The sequence below is a fragment of the Caulobacter vibrioides OR37 genome, from assembly GCF_000372645.1.
GTDB lineage: Bacteria > Pseudomonadota > Alphaproteobacteria > Caulobacterales > Caulobacteraceae > Caulobacter > Caulobacter vibrioides_E.
In genome coordinates this window covers 21,931-40,938 of the sequence record NZ_APMP01000028.1, presented here as the reverse complement: position 1 = coordinate 40,938, position 19,008 = coordinate 21,931, and the positions used below count along the sequence as shown (strand labels likewise).

The window sequence follows — 19,008 nt, the reverse complement described above, 5'->3', positions numbered from 1 at the left end:
TGGGACTGGCGGAAGCCCGACTTGGGGACGTCGGTCTATCGAAGAGTCCTTCCCGCGCGCGCGAGGGCTGGGACCAACAGGGGGTGGCTAAGAGGCATGTCCGACCGGCGCGGCCGCAGGGTTCGCGGCTTCCTGATGACGTCCGTGGCGGCGGCGGTGCTGGCGGGGCCGGCCCTGGCCGAGGACGCGCGTCACAGCTTTAACATCCCGGCGGGCGACGCGGTGGCGGCGTTGCAGACCTTCGCCCGGCAGTCGGGCCGGCAAGTCCTGTTCCCCTTCGAGGCGGCGTCGGGCAAGCGCACCCCGGCGGTGGCCGGAACCTTGTCGGACGGCGAGGCGCTGACGCGCCTGGCGCGCGCGGCCGGTCTGGTGGTTCAGTCGGACGACGGGAAGACCGTGACCCTGCGGTCCGTTCCGGCCGAAACGGCGCCGTCTCCGCTCCCCCAGCCCTCGAGCGCGGGGGCCCGCGCGATTGAAGAAGAGGCCCAGGTTGTCGACACCCTGGTGGTCGTCGGCTCCCAGATCGAAGGCGCCAAGCGCACCGCCGCGCTGCCGGTGACCGTGATCGGCGAGAAGGAGATCCTGGCGACCGGCGCGGTGTCCGGCGACGAGCTGTTTCGTGCGATCCCCCAGGCCGGCGACGTGCAGTTCCAGGAGGCTCGCACCACCGGCAATCTGAACGACGCGCGCGGCGACGTCGCGTCGCTGAACCTGCGCAGCCTCGGGACCGGCAACACCCTGGCCCTGCTGAACGGCCGCCGCGCCGTGCTCGCGCCGGGCAGCCAGACCGAGAACCTGGTGCCGGTCCAGACCGTCAACACCAACGCCTTTCCGGTGGCGGGCATCAAGCGGGTCGAGGTGCTGCGCGACGGGGCGGCGGCCATCTATGGCGCCGACGCGGTGGCGGGCGTGGTCAATGTCGTGCTGGACACCCGGTTCCGGGGGCTGCGCATGGAGGCTCAGGCCGGCGGCTCGGAAGGGACCGGCTACCGCGAGGGGACGGTCAATGTGAAGGCCGGGACGCGATTGGCCGACGGCACGCGCCTGACCCTGTTCGGCGGCTACACCGCCCACGGCCGCCTGATGGCCAGCGAGCGCGCCTACGCGGCCAGCGAGGATCATCGCGCCGCGACGGTCGGCACGCCCTGGGAGGGCGACACCGCCTTCGACAACCGCTCGACCTCCAGCCCCTGGGGCGCGTTCACGGTGATCCCGGCCTCGACGACGGTGCGCCAAGGCGCCAGCGCCCTGACGACCTCGGGCGTGTTCCACGTCGAGCCGACCAGCAACACGGCCGCCGGCTGTTCCAGCGCCCCGCTGGCCGGCGACCTATGCCTTAAGGCCGGCGTGATAACGGGCGCCGCCGACCGCCCGCTGCGCTATGACGAGAACCCAGACCGGACGCTGAAGGGCGGGCTGGAGCGGTTCAACCTGTTCTCGACGGTCGAGCACGACTTCGGCGCGGTCACCGCCTATGGCGAGGCGGGCTATTACCACGCCCTGTTCTCCGGAAGCCGCGAGCAGTCGGCGCCGATCAGCTCGGCGCCGATCAGCATCGCCGCCAACGCCTATTGGAATCCCTTCGGTCCGGCGACCAGTCCCAATCGGCTGGCCAATCTGAGCGGCGTCCCGGCCTCCGGCCTGGCGATGACCATCACCAATTATCGCCCGGTCGACGCGGGTCCGCGCACCTACACCGTCACCGACGACAGCTACCGCTTGCTGGGCGGGCTGAAGGGCGACTGGAGCGGCTGGAAGTGGGATTCGGCGCTGCTCTATTCGACGGCCCGCACCAAGGACATGACGCACAATGCGATCAGCAACACCCTGTTCCAGCAGGCGCTGAACCGCACGGACGCCAGCGCCTACAACCCGTTCAACGGCGGCGGCCTCGACAACTATTCCCTGGGCGACGCCACGCCGAACGGCCGGGACACGATCAACTCGTTCCTGATCAACGTCTATCGCGTCAGCGAGACCTCTCTGGCCCTGGCCGACTTCAAGATCTCCCGGAAGGACCTCTTCCGGCTGCCGGGCGGCGATGTCGGGGTGGCGGCCGGCGTCGAATGGCGGCGCGAGACCTATGACGACAATCGCGACAAGCGCTTGGATGGGACGATCAAGTACACCAACACCGTCACCGGCGTGACCTACGACACCGACGTGATGGGCGCCTCGGCCGCCCCGGACGTCGCCGCGCATCGCCAAGTCGCCTCGGCCTTCTTCGAGCTCGCCGTTCCGGTGATCTCGCCGGAGATGCGCATCCCGTTCGTCGAGGAGGTCAGCCTGCAGATCGCCGCCCGCGACGAGCGCTATTCCGACTTCGGCAATGTGCTCAAGCCCAAGGGCGCGATCTATTGGAAGGTCGGCCGGGGTTTCGCCTTGCGCGGCTCGGTCTCGCAGAGCTTCCGCGCGCCGAACCTGCCGCAGTTCTATAGCGACGGCTCGACCGTCTCCAACACCCGCACCGACTGGGCGGCGTGCAAGATCAACAATCCGGCCGCGACCACCTGCGCCAGCGCCTCGACGCTGGAAGTGCGCAGCGGCAACAAGACCCTCCAGCCCGAGCAGGCCGACAACGCCACCATCGGTTTCGTCTACCAGCCGAGCTTCATCCCTGCCGCCCTGGGCAAGCTGACCCTGACGACGGACTTCTGGTCGATCCGCGAGAAGAACGTCATCGGCATTCTGGGCGGGGGCAACCAGATCTATTACGACTGGCTGCTGCGCCAGAGCGGCTCTTTCAATCCCAATGTCGTGCGCGACGCGCCGGTCGGGACCAACACCGTCGGGGCGATCGCCTATATCAACGACACCTACGCCAACCTTCAGCCGCGCGTGGTCCAGGGCGTCGACTTCTCGCTTGGCTATGACCTGGACGGGACACGCTGGGGCGACTTTAGCCTGGACGTCAATGTCGCCAAGCTGCTGAAGTTCGACCAGGCCCCCAGCCCGATCGAACGGCTGCTGATCGAGGCGGCGGCGGCTGGCAAGCTGCCGGGCGTCTCGATCGTCTCGTCCGGCAACCAGATCAAGCTGGGCGGCTTTCCCGAGTTTCGCGGCGGCGCCAGCCTGACCTGGCGTCAGGGCGGCTGGGGGGCGGGCGCCTTCGTCAATTATGTGGGCGAGGTGTTCGACACTGGCTCCACCCTGATCGATGGGCGCTATTGGAAGCTGAACGCGTGGACGACCGTGAACCTCTACGGTCAATACGCCTTCGACGACGGCCGTCTGGCCGGTTCGACGGTCCGCCTGGGCGTTCGCAATGTCGGCGACAAGGACCCGCCGCTGTCCGCCTCGAACTTTGGCTACTACGGCTCGCTGCACAACGCGACGGGCCGCTACTGGTACGTGAACTTCAGCAAGCGGTTCATCTAGATCTTCGGTCTGGGCGGTCCACCGCCCACGCCGGAGCGATCGCGCCCCTCCCGGGTCATCCCTCCCCCCGAGAAGCCCTCGGGACGCGATCATCGGCGCCGGAGCTGCCCCTCCGGCGCCGAACTTCGTTTTGGGAGGAACTCGTCCCGCCTACTTCCCGCTCACCGCCGGCCCGTACAGCAGGCCGTTGAACAGGAACTTGAACGTCCCCCACGACTGGGCGCGCTGGGTGATTTCCGGGCCGAAGACGAAGACCTTGCCCTTGCCCACGTCGATGTCGAGCATGTCGGCCGAGCCCTTCAGCCGCTCCTGCCCGACCGCCCAGCCGCTGTGCAGCGGCTTGTCGCTGTCGAACCACGAGACCTTGGCCACGCCCTTGGCCTCGGCCTTGATGGTGAAGGTCGGGCTGCGGTCGAAGAAGACGTCGATGTCGGGACCCGAGCCGTAGGCCAGGGGCTGCTTGACGTCGACCTTGGCGCGCAGAACCGAGCCTGGGATGTAGAGCTCGCGAGTCGACAGGGCCTTCAGCTGGCCGTTCTCCATCTTGGCCGTGGCGACGTCGATTGGGGCGCCCAGGGCCTGGGCCAGGCGCGTCGAAGCGCCGATGGCCACGACCGTACCGCCGCCCTTCACGAAGTCGGCGATCTGGGGAAGGGTCTTGTCGTCGCTGATCCGGCCCAGCCAGGAACGGTACTGGGCCGGAATGGCCTCGGGCTTGGGCTGCGGCCCGCCGCGTCCGGCCTTGTAGGGGCCGTCGGCCGGGGCGGGGACGACGCCGTCCGGGAACACCAGGACGTCGAAGTCCTTGCCGATGTCGCCCGCGTCGAGGCGCTGCGGGTACACGACCTGGAACGGCGCCTCGAACTTCTCGAACATCCAGCGGTTCCAGCCGGACGGCATCGAGCCGCCATACACGTCGACCAGGCCGACTCGGATCGGCTTCAGGGCGATGGTCGCGCCCGAGGGTTTGCCGCCCACGGCGTAGGCGTCGATGCCCAGGTCCTTGACGCCCTTGTCGATCACCGCCTTGGCGGCGGGCGAGGCGGGGACGAAGATCGCGCCGGGACCAAAGGCCGTCTTGCCGGCCTTGGCGCCGTCCTTGACCCAATAGACCCTGGCGCCAGCCTTCAGCAGGCGGTTGGTCAGGGTGAAGCTAGCGTTGGCCTCGTGGCTGATCAGCCAGCCCGCGCCGCCCGAGCCCTTCACCGCGCCCGGCGCGACCGAGATCAGGTCCGGCACGCGGGTCGTCGGGGCCTCGAAGCCGTCCAGGATCCGGTCGAACTTGATCCCCATCTGGTAGGCCAGAGTGTAGCCGGTCACGTCATACGGCGCCTTGGGCGGGCCGCCCGGATATTCCAGGTCGTGCGGGTGATCCTGCGGCTCGAACATGTCGAGGATGTGCGGGCGATAGGCCTGGGCCGTCCGCACGACATACGAGCCGGCGGGATAGGTCTTGCCGGCGATCGCGAAGGGCTTGGTCGCCTTGTCCACGTCGACGCCGGTCTTGATCAGGGCGTTCAGGAACGCGACGACGGTAGGCATATCGGCCTGATCGGCGGGGATCACATAGCCGCGCGGGTCGCGGCTCTCCGGCGTCTGCAACACCGTCTTGTACAGGCCGGGGTCGATCGCCGCGCCGTAGGGGCCCGGCTTGTCCTTGCCCGCGGCGGCCAGCGCCTCGACGCGGGTCGGGGTGGTCGTCCAGCTATCCTTCGAGCCGCGCTTGATGCTGTTGTCGCCCATCTTCCAGATGCCTAGAAGCAGGCGTTCCTTGTTGCGCGACGCGTAGTCGATGACCGCCCGGTTCATCGTCCACTGGTAGTCGAGCGAGTCCTGCAAATGCCATTCGCGCGGCGCGATCGGGGCGGGGCGGTCGTTGCCAGGCAGCTGCAGCTCCGGCACCAGATTGACCGTCGTCGGGGTGGGGCCTCCGATGATTTCGGTCAGAAGGCCGATCGAATTGTGGAAGTAGGCGACCGAGCGCTCCATGCCGTTGTGCCAGGTGGAGTAGGGCGCGGCGCTGCGGGCGCCCGAGCCGGGCTTGTCCTCGGCCACCAGGCGGCTGTGCATGGCCATGCCGACCTCTTGGAGCTCGGTCATGACCAGCGGGTCGTAGTTGAAGTTGAACGGATCGCGGAACGGCGGAACGAACACGACCATGCCGTTCGGGCCGGTCTGGTGCTGGTTGTAGATGATCTGCGGGTACCATTCGCGGAACAGCTGCCGGTTGACGTTGGTCGTCTCGGCCATCGACGACATGAAGCTGTCGCGGTTGTTATCGTGGCCGATGTACTTGTGGTACAGGCGCGGCAGCGAGCCGAACTCGCGCTTCTTGGGGTCCTGGTTCCGCATGTACCAGTCCGAGACCATCTCCATGCCGTCCGGATTGTCCTGGCCGAACAGGATGATGGTGTCGTCCAGCATCCGCAGGGTCTCGGGATCGGTCTGCGTCAGCATCCGATAGAGCACCTGGATCTGGCCCTGCGAGGTGATGGTCTCGCTGGCGTGCAGGCCCGCGTCGATCCAGACGATGGCCTTGCCCTCGGCCGCCAGCTTGCGGGCCTCGTCCTCCCTGACGCCGTCGGCCTTGGCCAGCTTGCGGGCGATCTCCTTGTAGCGATCCAGCTTGGCCAGATTGGCCGGCGACGAGACGATGGCCACCCACATGGTGCGGCCCTCCTCGGTCTTGCCGATATCGACCAGCTTCATCCGGTCCGACTGGCCGGCCAGCGTCTTCAGATAGGCTTCGTAGGCCGTGTAGTTGGCCAGGAAGTAGTCGCTGCCGACCGGCTGGGCGAAGGCCTTATCGGGCGGTGTGATGTCGGCGGCGATCGCGCCGCTGAGTCCGCTGAAGGCCAGCACCAAGCCCAAGGCCGCTCCGGCCATCGCTCCGCCACGCGTCATTTCCAACCCCGTAAGCTCTGGGCGGACGCATCGGCGCGCCGCTCCTCCCTAGACTGACGTAACTGGAGAGCGTTTCCGCACCCGGAGCAACGGACCGTTCAGCCCATTTTTTCGGGTCGCCAAAAGAAAAGGGGCCGCCCTCGCGGGCGGCCCCTTCCATCTCATCCGGCCCTACTCACGCGGCCGGTACGCGAGATAGCTCGGAAACTCAGTACTTCAGGCGGACGCCCAGCCGGAAGTACCGACCCACGGCGCCGGCCTGCGAGTAGGTCGGGTTCCAGTTCACCGCGGCGTAGTTGGCCGGGTTGAACATCGGGCCCGCGTCGAACAGGTTCAGCACATCGGCATAGACCGTGGTCTTGTCGTTGATGTCGTACCGGCCCGTCAGGTCGAAGTCGTAGAAGTCCTTGGTGTGGCACTTGAAGCCGTCCCCGCCGTAGAGGCACGACTGGTCGCCGGTGTAGCTCTCGTCGATCTCACGGATGCCGCTGACATAGTTCAGCGTGCCGGTGAAGCTGATCGGACCGCGGGTCAGGGTGTTGCTCCACGAGGCGCGGTACTTCGGCGTGCCGGCGCCCGACGACAGGGCGTAAGGCGCTTCCTTGCCGGTGTAGTTATAGGTCACGCCGTCCTGCGTGTACTTGAAGTCGAACATCGCGGTGGCTTCCAGATTGCTGGTCCACTTGATGTCCGCCGGCAGGTACATGGTGTTCTGGACGCTGAGGTCCATGCCGCTGGTGCGCAGCGAGTCGGCGTTGATGTAGGGCGACGACACCGACAGGATGCGCGGCAGGGCGGTCGGGTGATCCGGATCCGGCAGGTCCGGGGTCACCACATAGCCGGCCGGGATGGCTTGACCCGCGTAGTAGGCGGCGATGGCCGTCCCCGCGCTGGCCTGGGCGATCACGTTGTTCTTCTTGATGTGGTAGTAGTCCAACGCGACGCTGAAGCCGCGCGTCGGGGCCCACACCACGCCGGTGGTGAAGCTGGTCGACTTCTCGGGCTTCAGGTCGGGATTGGCCGCGGTGATGTTCGAGAGCGAGTAGGTCTTGGTGTACTCGCTGCCGCCGTGGGCCGCGACGAAGGCCGGGTAGTTCGTGAACGAGAAGTTCGTGAAGCCCTGGCTGGCCGAGTTGCCCGATTCCGAGAACGACGGCGCGCGGAAGCCCTTCGAGAAGGTGGCGCGCAGGGCCACGGTCTTGATGGGCGTGTACTTGATGCCGATCTTCGGCGAGAAGTTGCCGCCGAAGTCCGAATAGTGGTCGTAGCGGCCCGACAGGTTCAGCTCGACATTGTTCAGCACCGGCATCCCCAGTTCGGCGAAAGCCGAGGCGACCGTGCGGTTGCCTATGGTGCGGGCGTTGCCGAGGCCTTGCGCGTCGTTGACCGGGTTCAGGGCCGGATCGTTCGTGGCCTCGTAGCGGAACTCGCCGCCCACACCCAGCTGGGCGGGGCCGCCCGGCAGGTTGAAGACGTCGCGCGAGGCCACGAAGTTGATCGAGTCCAGGTCGGTGGTCGAGGTCTTGGTCAGGGCCGGGGCGAGGGCGGTGCGCACGGCCTGGCTGTTCTGCGACGGGTCGATGAAGTTGTAGGTCCCGTTCTTCACCGCGCTCAGCAGGTTGCTGTAGCTGACGAAGCCGTTGGACGTGCTTTCCAGCCAGCCGTGGGCGATGACCAGATTGGCCTTGTAATTCCAGTCGTGGGTCGTGCCTTCCACGCCGCCGACCATGCGGGCCATGCGGTTGGTGTAGCGCGAGCCGGTCGCCAGGTCGCTGAAGGCGTAGCGGATCAAGGCGTCATAGCCTTGGGCCGCGAACGGGTCGTTCGGGTTCAACTGGCCGTTCGACAGCACCGCCGGCAGGACGATGGTCGACAGGTTGTGCGGGGTCGACGACGAGATGCCGGGAGGGCCGCCGGTCACCGAGGTCTTCGACTGCATGAAGCTGGTCGACAGATAGGCCTGGAAGTCGTCGCTCGGCTTGATCGTGAAGCGGCCGTAGACGCCGGCGCGCTCCTGCTGGGGCTGAACGTCGCCGAAGGTGGCGAGGTTCTGGGCGCAATAGGTCCCGCCCGCCGAGGTGGTCAGCGGAGCGTTGGCGCCGCAGGTGCGCAGCGGTTGCCACAGCGAGCCGGGGACGGCCACGCCGGTCGAGATGTCGCCGGGCGTTCCCTGGGTGGCCGGCTTGACCTGACCATAGAAGGTGCTGCCGCCGGCGCCCGGATTGTTGTTCTGGCCGCCGGGAATGCCCGACAGGTCGTTGGTGTTGTACGGATAGCCGCGCTGGTCGATGCGGATGCGCTGGTCGCGCTGGTACTCGACATCCAGATAGACGTTGTACTTGTCGGTATCGAGGTCGCCGTGGCCGATCTCGCCGTTGAAGCGGTACTGGTTGCCGCCGCCATGCTGGGACGTGCCGACCGACAGGTCCGCGCCCATGCCCTGGTAGTTCGACTTCATGATGATGTTGACCACGCCGCCGATGGCGTCGGCGCCGTACAGCGACGAGGCGCCGTCCTTCAGCGTCTCGATGCGCTCGACCGCGTTGAACGGGATCGAGTTCAGGTCGACGAAGCCGCGCTGGCCGTCGTCGGCCAGGGGATAGTTGGCGTTACGCAGGCCGTCGATCATGACCAGGGTCGAGTTCACGGTAAGGCCGCGCAGGGCCACGCCGGTCGAGCCGGCGGCGAAGCCGTTGCCGAAGGCGGCCGGAACCGAGCCGGAATTGTCGGCCGACAGGCTGCGGATGGCGTCGGCCACCGTGGTGATGCCCTGGGCCTTCAGCTGTTCGCTGGTCTGGACGGTGACCGGCGACGGGGTGGCGGTGTCGGTGCGGCGCAGCAGCGAACCGGTGACGACGACGGCCTCGACCTCGTTGTTCTGGGCGGCCGCGGGGGCGGCGGGGGCGGTGGTCTGGGCGTTCGCGGCGAAGCCGGCCAGCGTGGCCATGCCCGCGATCATCGTGGTCGCGAGCAAACGACCCCGGGTAATCTGGTACTTCATTTTCGATCCTTCCGGGCAGCCCGCGCCGGCGGTGGCCGACGTCCTCACGCCCGATCCAAGATTGACGTTCCCGTCGAAATCGGCGGTTGAGGCGGCTTAGAAGTCGGAAGGCGAAGCGGTCAATCGCACATGACGAATATGTAAATGCTTTGTCTTGGCGCTGTCGCTTTAAGGCAACGCCTTGCGCCGATTGAGGCGACAATAAGTCAAAAACTTCGCTTCGACGAAACATTACAAAAATTTATCGGCAAAAAGTCGGAACCGAACGCATATTTTGGCACTGTGCGAACATGAACATTTTTTCATTTTATGAATATCGATACTCAATATCGAACTTTATTCAATAACGACGATCTTTCATTTGGCGGGGTCACGCGTGGTCAAGTTCGCGGTGCAAGGCTTCGCGGGCGGCGGGGCGTCGCGGCAAAGGGGAAATCGCAGCGGCTCAAACTTATTTGGCCAATTTGGTCTGACCAATCTTGCCGCCCTTTCGTGATCGGTTATGGTCTCCGTCGCGACCGCGAAAATCGGCGTTTCGGGAGGCTTCGGGATGGTGCGATCGGTGATCGGGGGCGTGGCCCTGTGCGCGAGTCTGCTGGCCAGCGTCCCCGGCCTTGCCTTGGCCGACCCTGTCGGCGGCGCGCCGGTCTGCCGCGCCAGTGACGGCTACGCCGCCGACTTCGGCGGTCGCCGCACCTTTCGCTGGAAGCCTCGAGGGCTCGCCGCCGCCAAGGCCGACCGCGACAGCCCGGCCCTGGCGCCCGCCTACAAGGCTCTGATCGCGCGCGCCGACCAGGCGTTGGCCGGACCTGTCTATAGCGTCGTCGACAAGTCCCGGGTCCCGCCCAGCGGCGACAAGCACGACTATATCTCGATGGGGCCGTATTGGTGGCCCGATCCCGCCCGGCCGAACGGCGAGCCCTATGTCCGCAGGGACGGCGAGGTGAACCCCGAACGGGACACCAACGCCTTCGACGCGAGCCGGATGGAGCGGATGTCCGCCGCGGTCGAGGCCCTGTCGCTGGCCTACTACTTCACCGACGATCCCCGGTACGCGACCAAGGCCGCCGCGCTGCTGCGCGTCTGGTTCCTGGACCCGGCCACGCGGATGAATCCGTCGATGACCTACGCGCAGGGGGTGCCGGGGCGCACGCCGGGCCGAGCAGAGGGCGTGCTCGACACCTATCGTCTGCTGCGGGTCGTCGAGTCGATCGGCGTGCTGGCGCCGTCCAAGGTGCTGACGGCCGCCGATCAGAAGGGCTTGGAGCGCTGGTTCGCCGACTACGTCCAGTGGATGCGGACCGCTCCGACCGCCCTGGAGGAGCGCGCGGCCAAGAACAACCACGGCATTTGGTACGACGCCCAGCTGGCGACCTTCGCCCTGTTCGCGCGCCAGCCTGACCTCGCCAAGGCGGTGATCGCCGTCGCGGGGCCGGGACGCATCGACCCGCAGATCCAGCCCGACGGCAAGCTGCCCGAGGAACTGGCCCGCACCAAGGCGCTGCACTACAGCTATTTCGCGCTGGAGCCCCTGGTCGGTCTGGCCGAGCTCGGCCCTTGCGTCGGCGTCGACCTCTGGCGTTACAAGGGGCCGAAGGGGCAGGGGATCCGCGTCGCCTTCGACTATCTCTCCCCGTTCGTCGGCGACGAGGCGGCCTTTCCCTACAAGGACCTCAAGCCCCAGGAGGCCACGCGCGAGGCCCTGCCGCTCTACGACGCGGCGGCCTGGGCCTATGGCGACGCGGGTTTCGCCGCCAAGGCCGACCAGATCGCCAAGACGGAGCCGGCGGCGATCAGCCGGCTGACGGCGCCGGCTTATCGGAAGTAGGGGCGTTCAGATCGCCGACCGTCGCGCCAGCTCCGTCCGGCGCGCGGCCACTTCCTTGCGGGCGCGTTCCAGGGCGTCGATCTCGGTGGCGGTCAGGAGGTTGTCGATCACGCGGCCCAGATGTTCGCGCATGGCGTTGCGGGCGGCGGTCGGATCGCGCTCCTTGAGGGCTAGCAGGATCTCCTGATGGTCGTCGATCAGCGGACGCACGCCGACCTGGCGGGCGCGTTCCAGCATCGCCCGGCACAGAGGCGACTTGTAGCGCAGGTCCCAGAGGTTCTCGACCACGGTGACTAGGGCGCTATTGCGGCTCGCGCGGGCGATCGAAACGTGGAAGCGGCGGTCGGCGCGCTCGCCGCCGCGCGGATCGCTGTCGTTCTCCACGACCATGTCGTCCATGATCGCGGCCAGCTCGGCCAGCTCCTCGTCGGTGATGGTGGCGGCGGCCAAGGCGGCGACCTCGCCCTCGATCAGGCGGCGGGCCTCGGTCAGCTCGAAGGCGCCGATGTCGAGCTCGGGCTCGGCGGCCTCGGCGCGCGGGGTTTCGGTGACATAGACGCCCGACCCGTGACGCGCCTCGACCAGCCCGCGAATTTCCAGCGCGATCATCGCCTCGCGCACGGTTGGGCGGCTGACCTTGTAGTCCTCGGCGAGGTCGCGCTCGGAGGGCAGGCGCTGGCCGGGCTTGTGCAGGCCGTCGCGAATCGACTCGGCGATCGCGTTGGCGACCTGTTGGTAGAGCTTGCGGGTTTCGGCCGTCGAAGTGGTCATATGTTTCTGGTCCAGCCGGCGCGGCGCCGGCGTTTGGCTCAACCTATTGCAAGCCTCCTCGCTTCGCTACAGCCCTTGGCGATCGGAAACTGGCAAGGCCACTAGCATCTTGCCAGATATCTCTATAGAAGTGGTCAGGCCACTTAACGCCACGTCCAACCCCTTAGGTCCATGCTGAAGATCATCGACGCCAAGGTCATCGTCACCTGCCCCGGCCGCAATTTCGTGACTCTGAAGATCACGACCGAGGACGGCATCACCGGCGTCGGCGACGCCACGCTGAACGGCCGCGAGCTGGCCGTCGTCAGCTATCTCCAGGATCACATGATCCCGTGCCTGATCGGTCGCGACGCGCACCAGATCGAGGACACCTGGCAGTTCTTCTACCGCGGCTCGTACTGGCGCGGCGGCCCCGTGGGCATGAGCGCCCTGGCCGCCGTCGACATGGCGCTTTGGGACATCAAGGCCAAGGTCGCCGGCCTGCCGCTGTACCAGCTGCTGGGCGGCGCCAGCCGCGTGGGCGTCACCGTCTATGGCCACGCCAACGGCGAGACGATCGACGAGACCATCGCCGAGGCCGTCCGGTACAAGGGCCTGGGCTATAAGGCCATCCGCCTGCAGACCGGCGTGCCGGGCCTGCCCAGCACCTACGGCGTGTCCAAGGACAAGATGTTCTACGAGCCGGCGGACAACGATCTGCCGTCCGAGAACGTCTGGTCGACCCCGGCCTATCTCAGCCACACCCCCAAGCTGTTCGCCAAGGCCCGCGAGGTTCTGGGCTGGGACGTCCACCTGCTGCACGACGTGCACCATCGTCTGACCCCGATCGAGGCCGCGCGCCTGGGCAAGGATCTGGAGCCCTACCGCCTGTTCTGGCTGGAGGACTCCGTTCCCGCCGAGAATCAGGCCGGCTTCCGTCTGATCCGCCAGCACACGACGACGCCGCTGGCCGTCGGCGAGATCTTCTCGAACGTCTGGGACTGCAAGCAGCTGATCGAGGAGCAGCTGATCGACTATCTGCGCGCGACGGTCCTGCACGCGGGCGGCATCACCAACCTGAAGAAGATCGCCGCCTTCGCCGACCTGCACCACGTCAAGACCGGTTGCCACGGCGCGACCGACCTCTCGCCGGTGACCATGGCCGCGGCCCTGCACCTGGGCATGGCGATCCCGAACTTCGGCCTGCAGGAATATATGCGCCACACGCCGGAAACGGACGCGGTCTTCCCGCACGCCTACACGTTCAACGACGGCATGTTGCATCCGGGCGACCAGCCGGGCCTGGGCGTCGACATCGACGAGGCCGAGGCCGCCAAGTACGACTACAAGCGCGCCTACCTGCCGGTGAACCGCCTGCAGGATGGCACCATGTTTAACTGGTAAGACCAAATCGACTTGACATCTATCGGTGCGCGCTGAGATTGGTCATGCCAACTCGGCGCCGCCGGCTTCGCCATGGCGTCCGAATAACCGACCCGTCTGGGAGGCGGGCGCCATGAGCGAGCGATGCGCGTGCGTGATCTTCTTTTCCTGACGGCGGCCCTCGCGATCGCCGGCGCCGTTCCCGCCATCGCCGCCGAGGATCCGCGCGGTCCGCTCTACGCCGGCGCCGTCGCGCCGATGAACCAGACGATCGAGACGCGCCTGCTGCCGCGCATGGCCGTGCTGGCCGACAAGCTGCTGGCCGAAAAGCGCGACATGACCCTGGACGGGGTCAAGGTCTTCGAGGCCGACGACAAGTTCCTGCCGGGCAAGATCGCCGTCGGCCTGGCCTATCTGATCATCGACACGCCGAGGAACGATCCCAGGTCGGCCAAGTACCTGGCCGCCTATCGCCAGATCGCCGACATGACGGTCGACGACCCCAATGAGACCTGGGGCGTCTACTACTACTGCCAGGCCATCGTCATGCTGAAGCAGGCGGGGCTGCTGGACCAGGCGATCTCGCCCGCCACGCTGGACAAGCTGAAGGCCAAGCTGGACTGGCGTCGCTTCGTGCGCGAGCGCGACATGACGCTGATCGGCCTGCCCAACAACTATTACGGCGTGGCGTTCAGCGTGGCGCGGCTGCGCTATCGGCTGGGCTGGGAGGACGCCAGCGCCAGCGAGGCCCTGCTGGCCCGCACGCTGGACCACTATCGCCAATATTCCGGCCAGTACGGCTTCGCCGACGAGACAGACGGCGACGGGCGGTTCGACCGTTACAGCGTCCTGCTGATCGGCGAGATCAGCCACCGCCTGATCGAGGCCGGGATGCCCGCCAGCCCCGAGGTCCGCGCCTGGCTGCGCCGCTCGGTCGACCTGATGTTGCCGCGCCTCAACCCGCGCGGCGAGGGCTTCGAATATGGTCGCAGCATCGGGACCTATGGCGAGACGGCGTTTCTCGAGGTGCTGACCGCCGCCGCCAAGCTGGGCGTGCTGACGCCGGAAGAGAAGGCCATGGCCTATGCGTTCAGCGCGCGGGTCGCGGCCCGCTACATGGACTTCTGGTTCGATCCAGCCACCAGCTCGGTCGACATGTGGGGCCACGGCCGGCGGACGGACGCCTATCGCGGCAAGCACCGGATCCTGGGCGAGAACCTCAGCCTGGGGCGGCAGTACATCTATACGAACGCGATCTGGAACGAGCTCGGCTTCAAGGACAAGGCGCCGGACCCGGGCTTTCAGGCCTGGCTGGACCGGCTGCCCAAACGGACCGTCACCTGGTTCGCGCGGGGCCGATATGACCGTCTGGTCGTGACCCTGCGGGACGGCGGCCACGTGATCGGTCTGCCGATCATCAATGGCGGCGAGGGGCAGCACATGAACACGCCCTACTATCCGATCCCCTTCTCGCCCGGGATGCTGCAGGGCGTCGCCGACGGGGTGTTTCCGCAACTGCTGCCGCGCCTGACCCTGGAGGACGGCGCGCGACTGGCGCCGCTGGCCTACGCCAAGGGCGTCAAGGTGGAGGGCCGGGGCGCGCGGACCACGGTTAGCTATGCTCAGGACCAGCTGGATCGCCTGGGGGGCAAGGCTCCGGTCGCCGATGACCGGGTCGGGCTCAGCACCACCTATCGGTTCGAGCCGGGCCGGATCAGTCGGACCGATGTCTTCACGCCCAAGCCAGGCGTCATGATCAAGGCCACGGACCTGGCCTTCGCCAGCTTCTCCGGCCAGGCCGAGACCCGCGGCGGGACAACCGCCTTCGGAACCGGCGACGTGACCGGTTTCAAGGTCGAGGGGCTGTCGTGCTCGACGCGCGCCCTGGCCGACGAGCCGGCCTATCGCTCACCGACGGGCGCGATGACCAGCCTGACCAGCTGCGCCGCCGCCGCCGGAACGACCGGTCCCGTCACGATCAGCTGGGAAATCACCTATCGATAGGGGGGGGGCGTCGCCGAAGGGCTTCGTCCTCTGCAAGGCCGTTCGAGGTGGGCGGCGGCTTGCCATCTTCGCCGGGCGCGCAGCGCGATCCCAAGCTGACCTGGGATCGCGCTGGGAGTTCGCGCGGGAAAATAAAAATTTCTGATCTATGGTCCAGCTGCAATGTATCCAATAAACCATGATGATTAAACAGTAATCCTATTAAGATCTCGGTCTTGTGTCGGATACTCGACTAATCGAGGTTGGTCGCGGTCAAATTTTATATTGTTCGTACTCAAATCGGGTGGTAATGTGTATAAATCATTGGCACCGATTATTGAGCGCTGATGGCTGAGAGGGAAGGCTTCCTTCACTCCCGCTCGCAGAAGCCGGAGCGCACTCCATGCCTACCTATCTCTTTTATCCTAGGCGCGCGGATGGCGTGTCGCTGACCTTCATCGCCGAAGCCGCCCCGAACGATGTCGAGGCCATGGATCTGGCCGCCGAGATCGCCGAGGCGCATGACTGTGTCGGAGTCTTCGTCTGGGAGCCCGGCGAGCAGGACGGCAAGGACCGCTTCGTCGGCCGCGCGGAGCGCCACGCGGCGACCCATGGCGATGTCGACCACGAACGTCCGGAGCGCGCGTCGGAGGCTTCCGCCGAAGCCTGAAATCCGACCGCGCCGATCAAGCCTGGACGTCGAGGCTTGTCGAGGGTAGCGGTAACATCAAGCGAAGCCGGCCCAACGGCTCGGCGGGAGGATGTTGCCGTTGTTTCCGAAAATCCGAGCCCTGCGCTGGTGGATCATCGGCCTCGTCATGCTGGGGGCGATCGTCAACTACCTGACCCGCTCGACCATGGGCGTGGCCGCCCCCACGGTGCTGAAGGACCTGGGCGTTTCGGTGAAGGAGTATTCCTGGATCACCAGCGCCTTCCAGTTGGGGATCATGCTGCAGCCGGTCTGCGGCTATGTGCTGGACACCCTGGGCTTGCGCACGGGTTTCGCGATCTTCGCCGCCGCCTGGTCGCTGATCGCCATGGCCCACGGCCTGACCCACGATTGGCGAGGCCTGGCGGTCCTGCGGGGGCTGCTGGGTTTCGCCGAGGGCTCGGCCCAGCCGGCGGGCATGAAGACGGTGGCGACGTGGTTCCCCGCCAATGAGCGCGGCTTCGCCGGCGGGGTCTTCAACATCGGCGCCTCGATCGGCTCTCTGCTGGCGCCGCCGCTGGTGGTCTGGGCCGTCCTGACCTGGAGCTGGCGAGCCGCCTTCGTGCTGACCGGCGCGCTGGGCGTCGTCTGGGTCGCGCTGTGGCTGCTGCTGTACCGCTCGCCCGAGACCCATCCGGCCTTGACGGACGACGAGAGGGTCCGCATCGCCGCCGGTCAGGAGGCGCGGCTGGCCGAAGCTGGCCCGCGACCGTCGATCGTCTCGGTCCTCAAGCAGGGCCAGTTCTGGGGCATAGCCCTGCCGCGCTTTCTGGCCGACCCGACCTGGGGCACCCTGTCGTTCTGGGTTCCGCTGTACCTGTCCCAGACGCGGGGCTTCGACCTGAAGCAGATCGCCCTGTTCGCCTGGATGCCGTTCGTGGCCGCCGACCTGGGCTGCCTGGCCGGGCCGGCCATCGCCCACGTCCTGCAAGGGCGAGGGGTGTCGCTGATCAACGCCCGCCGCGTGGCCTTCACCCTCGGCGCGATCCTGATGACCGGCATGATGTTCGTCGGCAAGGTCCATAGCCCCTATGCCGCCATCGCCCTGCTGTGCCTGGGCGGGTTCGCTCACCAGACGCTGTCGGTCACCGTGATCACCATGGCCTCGGACCTCTTCCGCAAGAACGAGGTGGCCACCGTGGCGGGCCTGGCCGGGATGATGGGCAATCTGGGGCTGCTCATCTTCTCGCTGATGATCGGCGGGCTGGTGACGAGGATCGGCTACGACCCGTTCTTCGTGGCCCTGGGCGTGCTGGACCTCGCGGGCGCCGCCATCCTGTGGACCCTGGTGCGCGACCGCGCTCCGTCCGTGACTTCCAATCCGTGAGCGTCTCCGTGATCCGCAATCCGATCCTGCGCGGCTTCAACCCCGATCCGTCGATCGTCCGGGTGGGGGAGGACTACTACATCGCCACCTCGACCTTCGAGTGGTTCCCCGGCGTTCAGATCCACCACTCGCGGGACCTGAAGAACTGGCGCCTGCTGACCCGGCCGCTGACCCGTCCCAGCCAGTTGAACATGTTGGGCGATCCGGACAGCTGCGGCGTCTGGGCGCCGTGCCTGACCCACGCCGACGGCAAGTTCTGGCTGATCTTCACCGACGTGAAGCGCTATGGCCGCACGACCGTGGGCGGGGCGTCGGGCGCGTCGCTGCGCGACTTCCACAACTACCTGGTCACGGCCGAGACGATCGACGGCCCGTGGTCGGATCCCGTCCATCTGAACAGTTCGGGCTTCGATCCGTCGCTGTTCCACGACGACGATGGCCGCAAGTGGCTGGTCAATCAGCTGTGGGATCACCGGCCGGGCAAGAGCCGGTTCGCCGGCATCGTGCTGCAGGAATATTCGGTCGGCGAGGGCCGCCTGGTCGGTCCGCGCAAGGTGATCTTCGAGGGCACGGCGATCGGCCTGACCGAGGCGCCGCACCTCTACAAGCGCGACGGCTGGTACTATCTGGTCACCGCCGAGGGGGGCACCGGCTGGGGCCACGCGATGACCATGGCCCGGTCGCGGCGCCTCGAGGGACCCTACGACCTGCATCCCGACACCTATGTGCTGACCGCGCGCGATCGGCCGCACGCGCCGCTGCAGCGGGCCGGTCACGCGGATTTGGTCGATACCGCCGATGGCGAAACCTACGCCGTCTATCTCTGCGGCCGTCCATTGCCCAACCGCGGCCGCTGCGTCCTGGGCCGCGAGACGGCGATCCAGAAGCTGATCTGGGGCGAGGATGGCTGGCCCCGCACCTTGGACGGCTCGGGCGATCCGACGCTGGAGACGCCGGCGCCGGACCTGCCCGAACGGCCCTGGCCCCACGCGCCGATCCGCGAGGACTTCGACGGCCCCGACCTGCCGATCGATTTCCAGTGGCTGCGCACGCCCTATCCCGACGAGATCTTCAGCCTGACCGCCCGGCCGGGCGCCTTGCGGCTTTATGGCCGCGAGAGCCTGGGCAGCCTTTTCCGCCAGGCGCTGGTCGCTCGCCGCCAGCAGGCCATGTGCTATTCGGCGGCGACGACGCTGGACTTCGAGCCCGAGCACTTCCAGCAGGCGGCTGGCCTGGTCTGCTACTACAACGGCGCCAAGCTGCACTATCTGCACGTCACCCACGACGAGGCGCTGGGCAAGCATCTGCGGGTGATGAGCTGCCAGCCCGACAGTCCGCAGGCCGACAGCTTCACCCGCCCGATCACGCTGGCCGCGGGGCCGGTGGAGCTGCGGGTCGAGGTCGACTTCGAGCGCCTGCGGTTCGCGTTCCGGCAGGGGCGGGGCGACTGGACCTGGCTGCCGGAGGTGTTCGACGCCTCGATCCTGTCGGACGAGGCCACGGCGCCGGGCGCGCCCAACTTCACCGGGGCGTTCGTGGGCATGGCGTGCCAGGACACCGCCGGAACGGCCGCGCCGGCGGACTTCGACTGGTTCGACTACGAGGAACGCGACTACCGCGCCTGACCCTCTCCGTGGGCCAAAAGAAAACCGGCCGGCCTTGCCCTTGGGGCCCGGCCAGCCGGTCTAAACAAAAAGGTGTCGGACGCGGTGGGGTGCGCCGAGTTCCAGACACATCCAACGAGT

Annotated in this window: 10 protein-coding genes; 7 read left to right on the top strand and 3 right to left on the bottom strand. The window is 67.2% G+C overall.

Annotated features, from left to right (window positions below; all coding sequences use genetic code 11):
- Positions 1–96 precede the first annotated feature (96 nt).
- Positions 97–3,378 carry a TonB-dependent receptor gene (locus OR37_RS17160; RefSeq protein WP_004622693.1) on the top strand — a complete coding sequence of 1,094 codons (3,282 nt, stop codon included), beginning with the start codon at positions 97–99 and terminating at the stop codon, positions 3,376–3,378.
- A gap of 150 nt (positions 3,379–3,528) precedes the next feature.
- On the opposite strand, the gene OR37_RS17155 is transcribed toward OR37_RS17160, so the two are convergent.
- Both OR37_RS17155 and OR37_RS17150 read right to left on the bottom strand, forming a co-directional pair.
- A complete protein-coding gene (locus OR37_RS17155) occupies positions 3,529–6,282 on the bottom strand; it encodes a M14 family metallopeptidase (RefSeq protein ID WP_035017653.1) in 2,754 nt (917 codons plus the stop codon).
- A gap of 208 nt (positions 6,283–6,490) precedes the next feature.
- Positions 6,491–9,283, bottom strand: coding sequence for a TonB-dependent receptor (locus OR37_RS17150; protein ID WP_004622691.1), 2,793 nt, complete (start codon positions 9,281–9,283; stop codon positions 6,491–6,493).
- A gap of 550 nt (positions 9,284–9,833) precedes the next feature.
- On the opposite strand from OR37_RS17150, the gene OR37_RS17145 reads away from it, so the two are divergent.
- Positions 9,834–11,111, top strand: a complete 1,278-nt coding sequence (locus tag OR37_RS17145) for an alginate lyase family protein (RefSeq protein ID WP_004622689.1) — start codon at positions 9,834–9,836, stop codon at positions 11,109–11,111.
- Between the two features lie 6 nt (positions 11,112–11,117).
- Here the strand turns inward: OR37_RS17145 and OR37_RS17140 are convergent, their stop codons facing one another.
- Positions 11,118–11,882, bottom strand: coding sequence for a FadR/GntR family transcriptional regulator (locus OR37_RS17140; protein ID WP_035017646.1), 765 nt, complete (start codon positions 11,880–11,882; stop codon positions 11,118–11,120).
- 171 nt (positions 11,883–12,053) lie between these two features.
- On the opposite strand from OR37_RS17140, the gene manD reads away from it, so the two are divergent.
- From manD to OR37_RS17115, 5 genes are all read left to right on the top strand, one after another.
- Entirely contained in the window at positions 12,054–13,265 is a 1,212-nt protein-coding gene (manD, locus tag OR37_RS17135; protein ID WP_004622686.1) for a D-mannonate dehydratase ManD, read from the top strand.
- Between the two features lie 123 nt (positions 13,266–13,388).
- The gene (locus OR37_RS17130; protein ID WP_004622684.1) at positions 13,389–15,248 is read left to right on the top strand and encodes a hypothetical protein; all 1,860 of its coding nucleotides are present in this window, start codon (positions 13,389–13,391) and stop codon (positions 15,246–15,248) included.
- A 421-nt stretch (positions 15,249–15,669) separates the two neighbouring features.
- A complete protein-coding gene (locus OR37_RS22005; RefSeq protein WP_200864146.1) occupies positions 15,670–15,897 on the top strand; it encodes a hypothetical protein in 228 nt (75 codons plus the stop codon).
- Between the two features lie 91 nt (positions 15,898–15,988).
- On the top strand, positions 15,989–17,263 hold the full coding sequence (locus OR37_RS17120) for an MFS transporter (protein WP_035017644.1): 1,275 nt from the start codon (positions 15,989–15,991) through the stop codon (positions 17,261–17,263).
- On the top strand, positions 17,260–18,888 hold the full coding sequence (locus tag OR37_RS17115; protein ID WP_035017642.1) for a glycoside hydrolase family 43 protein: 1,629 nt from the start codon (positions 17,260–17,262) through the stop codon (positions 18,886–18,888). The genes OR37_RS17120 and OR37_RS17115 overlap by 4 nt, the downstream gene beginning before the upstream one ends.
- The last annotated feature ends 120 nt before the right edge of the window (positions 18,889–19,008 follow it).

Bases quoted from the DNA above. Each gene is read 5' to 3' on its own strand.
- OR37_RS17140 (WP_035017646.1), bottom strand. From the start codon at position 11,882: ATGACCACTTCGACGGCCGAAACCCGCAAGCTCTACCAACAGGTCGCC.
- OR37_RS17155 (WP_035017653.1), bottom strand. From the start codon at position 6,282: ATGACGCGTGGCGGAGCGATGGCCGGAGCGGCCTTGGGCTTGGTGCTG.
- OR37_RS17130 (WP_004622684.1), top strand. From the start codon at position 13,389: ATGCGCGTGCGTGATCTTCTTTTCCTGACGGCGGCCCTCGCGATCGCC.
- OR37_RS17145 (WP_004622689.1), top strand. From the start codon at position 9,834: ATGGTGCGATCGGTGATCGGGGGCGTGGCCCTGTGCGCGAGTCTGCTG.
- OR37_RS17120 (WP_035017644.1), top strand. From the start codon at position 15,989: ATGTTGCCGTTGTTTCCGAAAATCCGAGCCCTGCGCTGGTGGATCATC.
- manD (WP_004622686.1), top strand. From the start codon at position 12,054: ATGCTGAAGATCATCGACGCCAAGGTCATCGTCACCTGCCCCGGCCGC.
- OR37_RS17150 (WP_004622691.1), bottom strand. From the start codon at position 9,283: ATGAAGTACCAGATTACCCGGGGTCGTTTGCTCGCGACCACGATGATC.
- OR37_RS17160 (WP_004622693.1), top strand. From the start codon at position 97: ATGTCCGACCGGCGCGGCCGCAGGGTTCGCGGCTTCCTGATGACGTCC.